The 15,922-nt window shown below is 61.8% G+C and carries 12 protein-coding genes; all 12 read left to right on the top strand.

Features of this window, described 5'->3' with window-relative positions:
- Positions 1-493 precede the first annotated feature (493 nt).
- Positions 494-997: a type VI secretion system contractile sheath small subunit gene (tssB, locus tag RTI28_RS23765; protein WP_316922731.1), complete on the top strand. Its 504-nt coding sequence runs from the start codon at positions 494-496 to the stop codon at positions 995-997.
- 34 nt (positions 998-1,031) lie between these two features.
- Entirely contained in the window at positions 1,032-2,570 is a 1,539-nt protein-coding gene (gene tssC, locus RTI28_RS23760; protein WP_316922730.1) for a type VI secretion system contractile sheath large subunit, read from the top strand.
- A gap of 18 nt (positions 2,571-2,588) precedes the next feature.
- Positions 2,589-3,941, top strand: coding sequence for a type VI secretion system baseplate subunit TssK (gene tssK / locus RTI28_RS23755; protein WP_316922729.1), 1,353 nt, complete (start codon positions 2,589-2,591; stop codon positions 3,939-3,941).
- Positions 3,938-4,600 carry a type VI secretion system protein TssL, short form gene (tssL, locus tag RTI28_RS23750; RefSeq protein ID WP_316922728.1) on the top strand — a complete coding sequence of 221 codons (663 nt, stop codon included), beginning with the start codon at positions 3,938-3,940 and terminating at the stop codon, positions 4,598-4,600. Before tssK ends, tssL begins: the two co-directional genes overlap by 4 nt.
- 9 nt (positions 4,601-4,609) lie before the next feature.
- On the top strand, positions 4,610-6,292 hold the full coding sequence (locus RTI28_RS23745; RefSeq protein WP_316922727.1) for an OmpA family protein: 1,683 nt from the start codon (positions 4,610-4,612) through the stop codon (positions 6,290-6,292).
- A gap of 48 nt (positions 6,293-6,340) precedes the next feature.
- Complete coding sequence (locus RTI28_RS23740; protein ID WP_316922726.1) at positions 6,341-6,838, top strand: Hcp family type VI secretion system effector; 498 nt, start codon at positions 6,341-6,343, stop codon at positions 6,836-6,838.
- Positions 6,839-6,944: 106 nt separating this feature from the next.
- Complete coding sequence (gene tssH, locus RTI28_RS23735; RefSeq protein WP_316922725.1) at positions 6,945-9,560, top strand: type VI secretion system ATPase TssH; 2,616 nt, start codon at positions 6,945-6,947, stop codon at positions 9,558-9,560.
- 348 nt (positions 9,561-9,908) lie between these two features.
- A complete protein-coding gene (locus tag RTI28_RS23730) occupies positions 9,909-10,577 on the top strand; it encodes a DUF3592 domain-containing protein (protein ID WP_316922724.1) in 669 nt (222 codons plus the stop codon).
- Between the two features lie 231 nt (positions 10,578-10,808).
- Positions 10,809-13,646, top strand: a complete 2,838-nt coding sequence (locus RTI28_RS23725) for a type VI secretion system tip protein VgrG (RefSeq protein WP_316922723.1) — start codon at positions 10,809-10,811, stop codon at positions 13,644-13,646.
- Positions 13,643-14,425 (top strand): hypothetical protein, encoded by a 783-nt coding sequence (locus RTI28_RS23720; RefSeq protein WP_316922722.1) that lies wholly within the window; start codon positions 13,643-13,645, stop codon positions 14,423-14,425. The genes RTI28_RS23725 and RTI28_RS23720 overlap by 4 nt, the downstream gene beginning before the upstream one ends.
- The gene (locus tag RTI28_RS23715; protein WP_316922721.1) at positions 14,422-14,805 is read left to right on the top strand and encodes a hypothetical protein; all 384 of its coding nucleotides are present in this window, start codon (positions 14,422-14,424) and stop codon (positions 14,803-14,805) included. The genes RTI28_RS23720 and RTI28_RS23715 overlap by 4 nt, the downstream gene beginning before the upstream one ends.
- A gap of 688 nt (positions 14,806-15,493) precedes the next feature.
- On the top strand, positions 15,494-15,877 hold the full coding sequence (locus RTI28_RS23710) for a hypothetical protein (RefSeq protein ID WP_316922720.1): 384 nt from the start codon (positions 15,494-15,496) through the stop codon (positions 15,875-15,877).
- Positions 15,878-15,922 lie beyond the last annotated feature (45 nt).

Raw genomic sequence — 15,922 nt, 5'->3', positions numbered from 1 at the left:
AAGATCGAGCGCCGTCCGCGCGGCGCTCGATCTTCAGGGCGCTGCAAGACTCAAGACAGGCACTTTGCAGCCCTGACACATTCTCAGCAATAACCAGAAAAACATTCCCCATCCATTTCCCCGCCAAACCCGCCAACAACAAAAACAACCCGCAATTTCGAACTATAAATTAGTAATCGAATATTACGCATTGTTTCCTCCTTGAAATATCCATCCCCTTCATTCCTTGATTATCCCCACCCCCAAACAGCTTGTTGCCAATTGTAACTTCCTAAATTCGATCAGAATTATCCTCAGTCCCAGTGGGAAAAGGAGCAAGAGCCAACAGGGGGCTGGAATAAATAAATCAGATAGTTCAGTGTTCGCGGTGGCGGATCCAGCATTGGGTCTGTAAGTCGGTTCAATCGTTATAAATCTCGTCAAGGCGATGCATGAGTTCGCAACTTGGACTCAGGCATCGCTTGTGCGTCTGCATGCGTTTTTTGGAGGGAATATGGCTGCAAAGAGTTTTCAGGATGAAGTGCCCAAGGCACGGGTGAATATCAAACTCGATCTGCACACGGGCGGTGCGCAGAAGAAAGTCGAGTTGCCCCTGAAGTTGATGATGATGGGCGACTACAGCAACGGCCGGGAACAACGCCCGCTGTCCGAGCGCGGCAAGATCGACATCAACAAGAACAACTTCAACAGCGTGCTGGCGGAGTTTTCCCCCGAGGTGACGCTGGCGGTACCCAACACCCTGGCCGGCGACGGCTCGGAGATGGCGGTGGCGATGACCTTCCGCGACATGAAGGATTTCGAGCCGGCCAATGTCGCCCGCCAGGTCCCGGAACTGCGCGCCCTGCTGGCCATGCGCAATCTGCTGCGCGACCTCAAGTCCAACCTGCTGGACAACCTGACCTTCCGCGCCGAGCTGGAACGCATCCTCAAGGACGACGCCCTGAGCGATGAACTGCGCGCCGAACTGGCCGCGCTCGCCCCGCAGGAAACCCGCTGATCCCCTCGTCCCGCTAATCAGGAAGTTATTGCATATGTCCACGGAACATTCGTCCGCGTCCTCGCACGGCGCCACTGTCACGGCCGAAGCACAGCAGGGCATCTACGCCTCGCTGTTCGGCAAGATCAACCTCAGCCCGGTCGCCAGCCTCGGCGATATCGAGGCCTACCAGCACACCGAGGCACTCTCCGAGGTCTCCGCCGACGAGCGCGTGACGGCGGCGGTCGATGTCTTTCTCAAGCTGCTCAAGCAGTCCTCGCGCAAGGTCGAGCGGCTGGACAAGAACCTGCTGGACGAGCACATCGCCAACCTCGACGGGCAGATCAGCCGCCAGCTCGACGCGATCATGCATCACCCCGGTTTCCAGCAGGTGGAATCCACCTGGCGCGGCGTCAAGCAACTGATCGACCAGACCGATTTCCGCCATAACGTGCGCATCGAGCTGCTCGACATCAGCAAGGACCACCTGATCCAGGACTTCGAGGACGCCGCCGAAATCGTCCAGAGCGGCCTGTACCTGCAGACCTACACCCAGGAATACGACACCCCCGGTGGCGAGCCGATCGGCGCGGCCATCTCCAACTACGAGTTCGGGCGCGGCGCGCAGGACATCGCCCTGCTGCGCAACATCGCCAAGGTCTCGGCGGCGGCGCACATGCCCTTCATCGGCGCCGTGGGCCCGGCCTTCTTCGGCAAGGACAGCATGGAGGAAGTCGCCGCGATCAAGGACATCGGCAACTACTTCGAGCGCGCCGAATACATCAAGTGGAAGGCGTTTCGCGACAGCGACGATGCCCGCTACATCGGCCTGACCCTGCCGCGGGTGCTCGGACGCCTGCCCTACGGGCCCGACACCGTGCCGGTGCGCAGCTTCAACTACGTCGAGAACGTCAAGGGCCCCGACCACGACAAGTACCTGTGGACCAGCGCTTCGTTCGCCTTCGCCGCCAACATGGTCAAGAGCTTCATCGCCAATGGCTGGTGCGTGCAGATCCGTGGCCCGCAGTCCGGCGGCGCGGTGACCGACCTGCCGATCCACCTGTACGACCTGGGCACCGGCAACCAGGTGAAGATCCCGTCGGAAGTGATGATTCCGGAAACCCGCGAGTTCGAGTTCGCCAACCTCGGTTTCATTCCGCTGTCGTACTACAAGAACCGCGACTACGCCTGCTTCTTCTCCGCCAACTCGGCGCAGAAACCGGCGCTCTACGACACCCCCGACGCCAGCGCCAACAGCCGCATCAACGCGCGCCTGCCGTACATCTTCCTGCTGTCGCGCATCGCCCACTACATGAAGCTGATCCAGCGCGAGAACATCGGCACCACCAAGGATCGCTCGCTGCTGGAGCAGGAGCTGAATCGCTGGGTCGGCGGCCTGGTCACCCTGATGACCGACCCCAGCGACGACCTGCAGGCGTCCCACCCGCTGCGTGAAGCCAAGGTCACCGTCGAGGACATCGAGGACAACCCCGGCTTCTTCCGCGTCAAGCTGTACGCCGTGCCGCACTTCCAGGTGGAAGGCATGGACATCGGCCTGTCCCTGGTCTCGCGCATGCCCAAGGCCAAGAGCTGACGGCGGGAGGCCGATGTCATGAAGATCCACCGTCCTCTATGGTTCGCGGGCGCCTTGCTGTGCCCGCAGCAATTCCAACAACAGGCGCGCTGGGAAGCGCGCACCAACGAAAGCGTGGCGCGCCTGGCGCTGGCCCATCCCTGGGGCGTGGCGGTGGCGGACTTCGATACCGAGGCCCTGCGCCTCGGCACGCTCAAGGCCACGCGCCTGCTGGTCAGGTTGCCTGACGGCACCCTGGTCGACAGCGAGCTGACCGACTGCCTGCCGCCGGCCCTGGCGCTGGATCGGCTGCAGCCCGACAGCCAGGGCCGGGTGACCCTGGTCCTGGCCCTGCCGCTGATGCACGCCAACGGCGGCAACTGCCTGCTCGACGGCATGAAGGCCGATCGACCGCTGCCCGTCCTCCAGGAGTGGCACAAGGTCCAGGACCTTTATGGCGACGACCTGCAGGAAATCGGCGTGCTGCAGCACAACCTCAGCCTGCGCCTGGCCAGCGACGACAACCAGGACTGCGTGACCTGTCCGTTGCTGCGCCTGGTGCGCGACGGCCAGGGCGAGTGGAGCCTGGATGGCAGCTTCGTGCCGCCGCTGCTCAACTTCAGCGCCCATGCAGGCCTCGTCGCGCAGCTCGACAACCTGCTGATCCAGCTCTCGGCCAAGCGCCAGCGCCTGATGGGCATGCGTCGCGAAAGCAACCAGCGCATGGCCGACTTCGCCGTGGCCGATGTCTCGCTGTTCTGGCTGCTCAACGCCCTGAACAGCTGCCAGCCGGTGCTGATGGACCTCAAGGCCCATCCGCGGCATCCGGAGCAGGTGTACCAGGAACTGGTGAAGCTGGCCGGCAGCCTGCTGACCTTCTCCCTGGAGCATGATCTCGATCAGCTCCCGGCCTATCGCCACGACCAGCTGGAACAGGTTTTCGCACCCTTGATGCAGACCATTTCCACGCTGCTCGAAGCCAGCCTGCCGTCGCGGGTGATCGCCCTGGAACTGGAGGTCAAGGGCAGCCACCGCTGGCAGGTGTCGCTCAACGATCCGCGCCTGTGCGAGCCCGGCGGCGCGGACTTCTACCTGTCGGTGCGCTGCCGCCTGCCGGCCGTGCAACTGCAGGAGCAGTTCCCCCGGCTGTGCAAGGTCGGCGTACCGGACGACGTCGACCAACTGGTCAATTCCGCCCTCGACGGCGTGCCGCTGCAACCCCTCGGGCATGTCCCGGCGGCGATCCCGCTGCGCCTGGAGAACCAGTACTTCGCCCTCGACTTCAGCCACCCGAAAGGTCGCGAGGTCCTGGCCAGCCAGGTCTTCGCCCTGTACGTGCCCGGGTCCCTCGGTGAGGTGAAGCTCGAACTGTTCGCGGTACTGCGCTCATGAGCCGCTCGCAAGCGGTACTCGACATCGACGCGCTGCTGCACGACAGCTACCTCACGGTAGTGGAGGTCAACCAGCTGCCGAGCGTGACCCAGAGCCAGGAGCTGTGGACACGCTGCCTGGAGCTGGCCGAACAACTGCGCGAGCGCCTGCGCGAAGCCGGTTTCAGCCAGCGTTCGCTGGACCTGATCAGCCTCGCGCAGTGCGCGCTGCTCGACGAAACCGTGATCCGCAAATGCACCGGGGAGGAGCGTGACGCCTGGATCAAGGAGTCGCTGCAGATGCGCTTCTTCAACAGCCACCAGGCGGGCGAATCGCTCTACGAGGAAATGCGCGAAGTGCTGCGCGAGCCGTCGCCGGACCCTTCGGTGCTGACGGTCTACCAGCGCGTGCTGATGCTTGGTTTTCGCGGTCGCTATGGCGAGCACGGCGGCCCCGAGCGCGATCAGCTGGTGAGCCGTCTCGACGAGCTGGTGGCGCCCCTGCGTTCGCGCCAGGCCCTGCTCGGACGTACCCGGGCTGGCGGTCTGTTCGACGTTTTGCGCCTGCATTCGCCGTGGGGCCACGCGCTGCTGGTCGGCCTGCTGCTCGGGGCGGCCTGGTGGGGCCTGGACCTGCTGCTCGGCGATTCGCTGGCGGCCCTGCTGCCGGCTGGGGCTTGAGGAGGACGGATGACACTCAAGCTGACAAGAGGCCTGTGGCTGTGGGGCGCGGCGCTGGCCCTGGGGCTGTTGCTCATCGTCCCTCTCGACGATGGCTGGCGCATGTGCGCGGCGGTACTGGTCACCGCGCTGCTGGCCTGGGGCTGGCGGCGTGCCGGACGCGAGGCCGGGCAACTGCGCGAGGCCCTGCAACTGGCCGACGGCGCACTGCTGCCGCCGGCCAGCTACCGGCAACCGGTGGTGCTGGTCTGCGGCAGCGGCCTGGAGGTGCTGTTCGACGGTGCCTGCGATGAGCGGCCGCGGCTGCGTATGAGCGTCCAGGGCTGCTACATCAGTGTGGCCGAAGCGCGTCAGTTGCCGACCCTGGTGGCGGCGTTGCTGGCGCGACGGCCGGGCTGGGCCGGGCAACTGAGCGTGCTGTTCGTCGCCAGTCCCGGCCACTGCCGCGACAGCATGCAGCTCGACGAGCAGGCCCGGGCCATCGCTCACCAGCTGCAGCAACTGCGCCGTCGTGGCCATGCCTTGCCGTTACTCCTCGCCAGCTATCTGCGCGCGGCGCAGGGGCAGGGGCCATGGTTCATCTGGCGCGGCGCGCAGGCCAGCGCCGAGGTGCATGAAGCGGGGGCCGCCACGCTGCTGCACGACTGGCAGCGCCAGGCCGGCAACGGCGCGTGCGGCGAAGCGCGCCTGCACACCAGCGTGCGCCTCGGCGCTACGGCGGACTGGCTGCATGAGCAGGTCCTGGGCCACTTTGCCGCGCTGGCACCGGTCGCCTGCGGCGTGAGTTTCGTCGCCAGCCTGCCGGGCGAGTGCGCCGGGCATCTGTGGCAGCAGTGGCTGCGGCGCAAGCTGGCCCTGGTGGACACCCGGGAAATCGAGGCGGGCGAGTCGACCCTGCTGGAACTGCCGGATCCGCTGCTGGCCCAGTTGTCGCTGCGCCTGCGGGCCACGCCGCGGCAGCGCGCGAGCATCCGCGCCCTGTGGCTGTTCGCCGGGGCCGGGCTGCTGGCCCTGGCCAGCTCGGCCTGGAACAACCAGCGCCTGATGAGCCAGGTCGCCGCCGACCTGCAGCGCTACGCCTCGATCCCGCCGCCGTCGCGCGCCGAGCAACCGGCTCATGCCCTGCGCGAGGAGGCGGTCGCGGTGCTGCGCCAGCATGCCGCGCTGCTCGAGCACTACCACCGCAACGGCGAGCCGCTGGCCCTGGGCTTCGGCCTGTACCGGGACGAAGTGCCGCGGGCGCGGCTGCTGGAGGTGCTGATGATGCATCGAACGCCGGTGACGCCGCCGCCACCGCTGAAAACGCCGCAGATCGTGCGCCTGAGCAGCCTGTCGCTGTTCGCCTCGGGCAGCGCCGAACTGCGTCCCGAGTCCACCAAGGTGCTGGTCAATGCCCTGGTGGATATCAAGGCCCAGCCGGGCTGGCTGATCGTCATCGCCGGGCATACCGATGCCACCGGCAGCGATCCGCACAACCTGCGCCTGTCCCAGGCCCGCGCCGCCGCGGTGCGCGACTGGATGCAGCGCATGGGCGACATCCCCGACAGCTGTTTCGCGGTGCAGGGCTTCGGCGCCAGCCAGCCGATCGCGAGCAACGACCACGACGACGGACGCATGAGCAACCGTCGCGTCGATATCCGTCTGGTGCCGGCGGAGGGGGCGTGCGCGCCCGCTGCGTCGGTATCGGGCTGACAACCCTGTCGCAGTTGCGACATTCAATGCAGTAACAAGGAGTTTTACATGGCAATTCCGGTTTATCTCTGGCTCCAGGACGATGGCGGCACCGACATCAAGGGATCGGTCAACGTGATCGAGCGTGAAGGCAGCGTCGAAGTGGTCGCGTTCGATCACGCCCTGGCCACGCCTACCGATGCCAACACCGGCAAGGTGACCGGCTCGCGGACTCACGCCGCGTTCCGCTTCACCAAGGAGATCGATGCCAGCACGCCTTACCTGTACAAGGCGGTCACCTCGGCGCAGACCCTGAAGAACGCGCTGTTCCGCTTCTATCGCATCAACGAGGCGGGCCGCGAAGTCGAGTACTTCAGCATTAGCCTGGAGGGGGTCAAGGTGGTCGGCGTGGCGCCGAAGATGCTCGACATCAAGAACGTCGACAACAAGGTCTACAGCCATCTGGAAGAGATCGAGCTGCGCTACGAGAAAATCACCTGGTCCTACAAGGAAGGCAACATCGTTCACTCCGACGCCTGGGATGAGCGTCCGGGCGACGCCGCCTGATCGAGTGACACCCGTTGAGCGCCCGTGACCGGGCGCTCAACCCTTTGCGCGCAAGCGTCCGCTTCATTCCCCCCTCTGTCCCGAATCCCGCTCAAAGGAGGCCGCCATGGCTTTCAGTTCGACCCGTCTGCTTCGTCGTCTCAACCCCTATTGTGCCCAGGCCCTGAGTGCCGCGGCGTCCCTGTGCCAGAGCCGGGCCCATGCGCGGATCAGCATCGAGCACTGGCTGCTCAAGCTGCTGGAGCAGGGCGAGGGCGACCTGGTGCTGATCGCCCGCCGTTACGAATGGGACATGGACGCGCTGTGGCGCGGCCTGCTCGACCACCTCGACAGCCTGCCGCGCAGCGTGCAGGACAAACCGCAACTCTGCCCGCGCCTGCAGCGCCTGATCGGCAATGCCTGGCTGCTGGCCTCGCTGAACGACGAGCAGGATCGCCTGCGTTCCGCGCACCTGCTCGAAGCCCTGCTGGAAAGCCCCGACCTGCTTGCCTGCGACGCCGCCTGGCCGTTGCTGAGCGTGGGGCGCACGCAGCTGCAGCGCCTGTTCACGGTGCTCGACCAGCATTCCGACGAGCGCGCCGAACTGCAGGGCGAGTCCGAAGCGTTCGACACGCCCGTGGTGGCGCCCGCCATCCCCCAGGCAGGCCCGGAGGCCACGGCCCTGCTCGACCGCTTCACCCAGGACCTGACCGCCAAGGCGGCCCGCGGCGACATCGACCCGGTGTTCGGCCGCGACGACGAAATCCGCCAGGTCATCGACATCCTCAGTCGCCGGCGCAAGAACAACCCGATCCTGGTCGGCGAGCCGGGCGTGGGCAAGACCGCCCTGGTCGAAGGCCTGGCCCTGCGCATCGTCGAAGGCAACGTCCCGGACAGCCTCAAGTCGGTGGCCGTGCGCGTCCTCGACCTCGGCCTGCTGCAGGCCGGCGCCGGGGTCAAGGGCGAATTCGAACAGCGCCTCAAGCAGGTCATCGAGGCTGTGCAGCAGGCGCCCAGCCCGATCCTGTTGTTCATCGACGAGGCCCACACCCTGGTCGGCGCCGGCAACCAGGCCGGTGGCGCGGACGCGGCCAACCTGCTCAAGCCGGCCCTGGCCCGCGGCGAACTGCGCACCATCGCCGCCACCACCTGGAGCGAGTACAAGCAGTACTTCGAGCGCGATGCCGCCCTGGAGCGGCGCTTCCAGCCGGTCAAGGTGGACGAGCCGGACGATGCCGGCGCCTGCCTGATGCTGCGCGGACTCAAGGCGCGCTACGCCAGCCACCACGGCGTGCATATCCAGGACGCCGCGGTGCAGGCCGCGGTCAGCCTGTCGCGCCGCTACCTCAGCGGTCGGCAACTGCCGGACAAGGCCGTCGACCTGCTCGACACCGCCAGCGCCCGGGTGCGCATGAGCCTGGACTGCGAGCCCCAGGTGCTGGTCCGCCTCAAGGCCCGCCAGGCCGCGCTGCGCCTGGAGCGCCAGGCCCTGGAAGACGATGCGCGCCTGGGTGGTGCGGATATCGCCGCCCGTGTCGACGCGCTGAGCGCCGAGGACGAGCAACTGCAACATCAGCGCCTGCGCCTGGAGCAGCAGTATCAGGAAGAACTGGACCTGAGCCGGCAACTGCTCGACGCACGCCAGGCCTGCCCGCCGTGCATGGCCTTGTGCGCGCAGTTGCAGGCACGCCTGGGCGAGGTCCAGGGTGAGCAGCCCTTGCTCTGCCTCGATGTCGATGTGCGCAGCGTTGCCGAAGTGATCGCCGACTGGACCGGCGTGCCCCTGGGCAGCCTGCTCAAGGACGAACAGGCCGGCCTGCTGGCGCTGGAGCGGCAACTGGGCGAGCGCATCGTCGGCCAGGCGCATGCCCTGAGCGCCCTGGCCCAGCGCCTGCGCGCGGCGAAGACCGGCCTCAGCGAAGAGCAGGCGCCGCTGGGGGTGTTCCTGCTGGTGGGCAGCAGCGGCGTCGGCAAGACCGAGACCGCCCTGGCCCTGGCCGACAGCCTGTTCGGCGGCGAGAAATCACTGATCACCCTCAACCTGTCCGAGTACCAGGAAGCCCATACCGTCAGCCAGCTCAAGGGTTCGCCACCAGGTTACGTTGGTTATGGCCAGGGTGGCGTGCTCACCGAAGCCGTGCGCCAGCGGCCCTACAGCGTGGTCCTGCTCGATGAGGTGGAAAAGGCCCACCGCGACGTGCTCAACCTGTTCTACCAGGTCTTCGACCGCGGCTTCATGCGCGATGGCGAGGGGCGCGAGATCGACTTCCGCAATACCGTCATCCTCATGACCTCCAACCTGGGCAGCGACCTGTTGCAGGCGTTTCTCCAGGAACAGCCGCAGGCTGCCGACAGTGCCTTGCACGAACTGCTGCGGCCGGTCCTGCGCGAGCATTTCCAGCCGGCCTTGCTGGCGCGCTTCCAGACCCTGGTCTATCGCCCGCTGGGCGCCGAAGCGCTGGCGCGCATCGTGCGTCTCAAGCTCGACAAGGTCGCCCGCCGCCTGCAGCGCCATTACGGACTGGCGTGCCAGGCCGACGACGCGCTGGTCCAGGCCCTGGTCGCCGCCTGCCTGCTGCCCGACAGCGGCGCGCGCAACATCGACAGCCTGCTCAACCAGCAGATTCTGCCGGTGCTCAGCCAGCAGTTGCTGCAGCGCCAGGCGGCGCGGGAAGAGGTGGCGCGGGTGGTGCTGGGGCATGACGAGGAGGAGGGGGTGGTGTTGCAGTTCGTGGCGGGGTGAGTGGGCATCAATTGGAGGGGGCGAGAGCGCCCAGCGATTTCTACACCTGGCCAAAGATGTATTCCATGGGGAGGAAGATTCGAAAATGAAACCGATAAATACGAAGTTTCGGCATCCCGCTTACTACCAGATTTGTAGGATTATTCTGAAAGTTGCGCGGAAATATCCGAGCGTTACTTGGAGGAGTAGAAAGAGTCGATAGGATTATTTATTGTTCGCCGTGGGCAACGATTTCTTTGCTGGTAGGTGTTTTATTTATTGGGTCGGTTGAAATTTCTGTTCTGATCGGTCTGTCACGTCGATATGGCTTTTCCATCTCAAGGGTCGCGCATGAGAGCACTGCGACATATGTTCCTGCTGCTTGGCATCGGCGCGCTTGTGGTCGCCGCTGTCAGGTTACATACGGCACTCGATTTTCAACGCAATGCGCTCTCCGCCAGCGGGACAGTCGTCGAAATACGGGAGCGGCAACGCGACGATGAAACTCACTACCGCGCCCTGGTCACCTTTGTTGCCGAGGACGGCAAGACGCTTCGCTTCGAGTCGCCCGTGGGGCGCCGACCGGGGCATTACCAGGTCGGTGAAACAGTCAGGGTGTTGTACATACCAGGCGACAAGCGCGTGCGTATCGAGACCTTCGCGCGTCTGTGGGGACCATTCATGGTCCTGTTCGCGATGGGTGCGCCACTGTTTCTGGTTGGTGCGCTGCTGTGCCTGGCCGGGATGATGAAACAGGCGCGCAAGCGTCGCCTGCAAAGGCACGGTCGCCTGCTGGAGACCCATCTGCATGAGGTGGTGCGCGATCAGCGGATCAAGAAGAGTGGCGTGCATCCCTACGTCATACGTTGTCGATGGTTCGATGCGCAGGCGTCGCAGATGCAGTTTTTCGAAAGTGAAAGCATCTGGTTCGACCCTTTGCGCTACCTCGAGGAAAAACCGATTCGCGTCTGGCAGGACCGGGAGAACCCGCGCAGGTATCACGTCGATGTTTCTTATCTTCCGACGATGCGCGATTGAAGTGTCATGGCACCGCGTGACTAGTCCCAGGTTGGCGGAAGTTTTACCGAATCTTTCTGTTATCCAAAGTGCGTAGCGGGTCTTGGCATCGAGTGGGTTTGTATTGTCCAGGTTTTAACTGGAGGCGCTTGTGCGTCAGCGTCTTTTAGTCGGTCGGTGGCACATTTCATCTTTCGTTGAAAGGTCATTGTTCGTTGCGAAACATTTCTTGAATTGAAGGCAGGACTGAACATGGGAAGTATCGTCAGCAGATATTCGCCACCCACTCACAGAAATCCCTACGACCTGCGTGTCCGCGACCTGGACGACAAGTTCCTCGACGTCTACGCCTTCGAGGGCCAGGAGTACCTGAGCAAGCCGTTCCGCTACACCATCCGCTTCACCTGCGGCGAGCCGCGGGAGGTGTTCAACGGCGTGGTCAGCATGACCCAGGAGCAGTTCCTCGCGCGCAACGAGCGCAAGAACTCGCCGCTGGACCTGGACATGCCCAGCATCCTCAACCGCACCGCGCGTTTCGCCATCTACGGCAAGCCGCCGAAGGTGTTCGCCTGGCGGATCAAGAACGAGATCCATGAACCGCTGCGCGAGCTGTTCGGCCTGATCACCGGTTTCCAGCGCATCGGCGGTTCGGTGGACGAAGGCCACTACGAAATCACTCTGGAACCGCGCCTTGTACGCCTGGCCCGGGGCAAGCGCTATCGGATCTTCCAGCACCAGTCGGTACCGCAGATCGTCCGGCAGATCCTCGAGGATCATGGCTTCTTCGTGAACAGCGCCTTCAGGTTCGACCTCAAGCGCGAATACCCGCGGCGCCGCCAGGTGATGCAGTACGGCGAGAGCGACCTGGCGTTCATCGAGCGGCTGCTGGCGGAGGTCGGCATCTGGTACCGCATCGTCTTCGTCTCGGAACTGAAGGTCGACCAGGTGCGCTTTCATGACTGGCAGTGCCACCTGGACTTTGGTGTCGAACTGCCTTGCCTGACCCCCAGTGGCCTGTCCAGCAGCGATGCCGATGCGGTGTGGGAATTGCGCACGCAGCACCAGGTGGTGGAGAAGGAGGTGTTCTTCCGCACTTACGATCCGCGTCAGGCCAATCTGCGTCTGCAGGGCGAGGTCAGCCGGCCGCCTGGTTTTTCGCTTCCCGAGATCCGTTATGGCGAAACCTACGAATACGCCATGCCCTATACCGAAATGGGCACGCAGACGATGCATGGCTACGGTGCGGAAACGGAGAGCGGGCATTTCTACGCGCGACTGAGCCAGGAGCGCAGCCTCAACCAGCGCGTCCTGTTGAGTGGCACCACCTGCAGTCCGACCCTGATGCCGGGGCAGGTCCTACGGGTAACCGGGAATGCGCCGCAGGATTTCGCCAATCGGGTGCTGGTTCACACCATCGACGTCAAGGGCGCGCGCAACAAGCTGCACACCGTCGAGTTCAGCGGAATTCCCTACGACGAATACATCTGCTTCCGACCGCAGCTCAAACCCAAGCCGAGCATCAGCGGCACGGTGCCGGCACGTATCACCAGCCAGAACGACGACGATCTCTACAGCCATATCGATGACGAGGGGCGTTATCGGGTCCGCTTCCTGTTCGACCGCGATACGTGGGATGCCGGCAAGGAAAGTGTCTGGCTGCGTTTGGCCCGACCCTACGCCGGTGCCACTTATGGCTTGCACCTGCCGCTGGTGCAGGGCACGGAAGTGGCGGTGGCGTTCGAGCAGGGGGACCCGGACCGGCCCTATATCGCCCATGCGCTGCACGACAGCAAACATCCCGATCACGTCGCCCTGCACAATCACAAGCGCAATGTGCTGCGGACGCCGGCGAACAACAAACTGCGCATGGAGGACGAACGCGGGAAGGAGCACGTCAAGCTCAGCACCGAGTTCGGTGGCAAGACCCAACTGAACCTTGGGCATCTGGTCGACAGTGGCGGTAGCAAGCGAGGGGAGGGCTTCGAGCTGCGCACCGACGACTGGGGCGTGTTGAGGGCGGGCAAGGGCATATTGATAACGGCCGAGGAGCAATCAAAGGCCCAGGGCATTCAGCTCGCGATGAATGATGCGATCGCGCAGTTGAACTCGGCGTTGACGCTGGCCCGCACGCTGGCTGTCGCAGCGCAGACTGCCAAGCTGACATCGAACGATGTCGAGAGCCTGGACCGGCTAAGCACGGCACTGACTGACCTGGCCAAGCCGGGAATCCTCATGCAGGCGCCGGAAGGCATTGGCCTGCTCAGCCCGGAAAACATCTGCCTGGCGTCTACCGCGGAAAGTGTCAGCGTGGTCGCCGAGAACAACACCGATATCACCGTCGGCCGTGACTTCACTGTACTGGCGCGTGAGGCTGTCGCCTTGCTGGCGAAGAACGCGGACATGCAGTTGAAAGCCGCGCAGGGCAAGGTCGAACTGTTTGCCCAGAACAACCGCCTGCATGCGCTGGCGAAGAACGACGTGAAGATCGAAAGCGTGGCAGGCCGGGTTGAAATAACCGCCCCGCAGGAACTGGTGCTCAATTGCGGCGGTGCTTTTATCCGTCTGAAAGATGGAAATATCGAGCTGGGGGCACCGGGCAATATCTATTTGAAAGCCAGTCACGTGCAGACCCAGGGAGCCGCCACCCTGGCGACACCTCCCACGCAGTTGCCCTCCGGTTATTCCGGCATTTACACCCTCAACGATGAAGAGGGTGTGCCACAGCCTTTTGCTCGCTATCGAATCACCACCCAACAGGGCGAGGTGTTCGATGGGATTACCAACAAGGAAGGAAAGACGGTCAGTGTGAATACGGCCATGCCGGGAGGGATGAAGCTCGAGCCGGTGGAGGATGAGGGCTGGATTTCATACTCCATGCCGGAAGGGCTGGACTATCGAGGCGTCAAATGTCGACTGATTCTGCAAGACGGGACAGTGATGGAGGATGAATTCGATCAGGAAGGCAAAGCGGCGTTCTATCTCAAGGAAGATATGCGCGTCGAAAGGTTCGAGTGGGGGGAGGCAGAAAAAGAGGCTGAGGTTCCGAGCCTGCTGTTGAATATGCTGGGTGTGAAAGGGGGTGAACGATGATTGGTATGCATGCTCTTGGGGAACTTCAGAAAAACCATAAAATTTCTTATGAGGATCTGGAGAAATCTATCGCGGAGTATGAAGGGGCGGCTATCAAGTTTTCGATGGATGCGATCAGTGACGCAAAACAGCGTGAAAACTATAACAAGAATGTTGGGAGGATCGTGGCGGAAGTTCGCTCCGAGCTCGAACGGGGCAAAATTAATGTTCGTGAAGCTGCGCATTACTGCGTGACCCTGCGTAACAGGGTGATGGCGGAAACCAGAGCGTTGACGTCGGCCCAAGGGCGTGTCGTCGCAGAGTTTGTCAAGAAAGACCCCAAGACTCTGGATGTTCTGAGGGAAAAATACGCGCAAAAAATATTCAAGCAAAGCTTCGATGGGCTGAGTTGGAAGCAGCAGAATCGAGTGTTTTATGAAATTATATTGTCTGCAGGGAGGCCGAATAATAAATTTAATGTGATTAATAAAACCCTGGTCGTGATGGCGCGAGTATTTATAGTTTATACCGTTGGTCATGCAATACAGTCGGTTTATGAAGCTGAGAATAAATTCAAAGAGGCAGCTAAACAGGGGGGAGCGATTGCATTCGGCTTTGCCGGCGCATCCTTCGGGGCACAGTTCGGAGCTGCGGGCGGCCCGCTGCTTGCTTTTGCGTTGGCTATTGTTGGTGGCTTGGCAGGAGGTTTTCTTGGCGGCGTGATTGGAGAGGCAGTTTCCGATTACCTATGGAGCGATGAGGTGAAGGAGATTGATAATTATGCGGTAGACAATGCATGACGGTTGTTGTTGCATTTCTGGCTTTGTTGTCTGTGTTTGTTAGCTTTGGCATTGATATCTACACGATCAGAAAGGATCTGGATGTGATTCTGAGGTGCTTTCAAAAAAGTCAAGCTTTCGATAGGTATGAAAGCCTTGCAAACATCGATAGGTTTGCTGCAAAAAAATATTTGTCTATCTATTTGTCGAGCGTGGTTGTCTGGCCAGAGCCACATATTAGAAGAGGTATGCTTGACCCGCAGGAGCTTGATTCTTTACCTGAAGAAATAAAAAGAAGGGTGAGTTTTTCGACAGGGTTGCTCGGGGGAGGATTATGTTTAGCTGCCCTATTCTGCTTTGACACTGTTGTTGGGGATTGGTTGTTAGACACATTTCGCTAGGGCTCTATAGGGCCGAGGAAGACGAGACGGATAATTACGTGGTTGATGGGATGTGAGTATGTTCCTGATTGGTATGATCCTTCTGCCAGGTTTTGTTGGTTTTTGTATTGAATGTTATACGTTAAGAAAGGATGCTGATGTTGTTTTGATGAATTTCCGGAGTAGCCGGATCTTCGCTAGGTATGAAGGTGTTGCAAACGTTGATGCGCGCGTCGGTAAAGCTTATCTGTCTATCTGCCTAGCGAGCGTAGTTGTCTGGTCAGCGACGCATGTTAGAAAGGGGAGAGTAAATCCAAGAGAACTGGAGTCTTTGCCGAGCGCAATTCAAAAAAGAACCCTTTGTTCCGCGTGGCTGATGACCGCTTCGTTTTTGTGGGTGTGTCTTCTTGCTTGTGATTTGGCGATGACGCAATGGCTACGAGATACATTTCGATAGGAGGTTAAGGAGAGGTGCCGTGATGTGGCCCGACAGGCATATTGAAGAGGGGACGTTGGAGCCTGAGGAACTCAGCAGTTTACCGCGACCAGTTGCGCCAAGGATGAAGTGGCTGCTTGGCTTTTGGTGTTGTCGATGTGTTGATCTGTTCTTGGTCTTACTTACTATCGCCTGGTCAAGGATTGAACTTGCTTGGAGCCTGTATCGCAAGACAAGGAAACGATAAGGATAGTGGGTGAATAAGTGAGGGGGATGCAGTTGTTACTGGCACTTGTTTTTTTCTCGCTGGGGATGGTGGGAGTAGCTATCAGGTTCTACATGGTGCGAAAAGATGTTGAGGCGGTCTTGATGGCTTTTCCAGGAAGTCGGGCATTTTCTGACTATGAGGTTTTCACTGAGTTGAGCGTTTATGCTGCCAGGACCTATTTGATTACCTGCGTGTCGAGTATGGTCGTCTGGCCGATGCCACATATCAGAAGAGGGATGCTTGATCCGCTGGAGCTAGAGTCCTTGCCGACTGCAGTCCGAAAGCGGGCGCTTTATTCTCATTGGCTCATGGCTACTTTCTTTTTGTGGATGTGTCTTTTTGCTTATGACTTGACGGTAACGCAGTGGCTGCGTGACACATTTCGTTAGGGCGGGGGAAGGGTGAATGCTTTGGTTCGCAGCAGGCGCTTGATT

Origin of the sequence: Pseudomonas sp. zfem002 (assembly GCF_032621685.1) — a bacterium.
Classification (GTDB): domain Bacteria; phylum Pseudomonadota; class Gammaproteobacteria; order Pseudomonadales; family Pseudomonadaceae; genus Aquipseudomonas; species Aquipseudomonas japonica.
The sequence above is the reverse complement of the archived record's forward strand: the minus strand, read 5'-3'. Positions and strand labels throughout refer to the sequence as shown.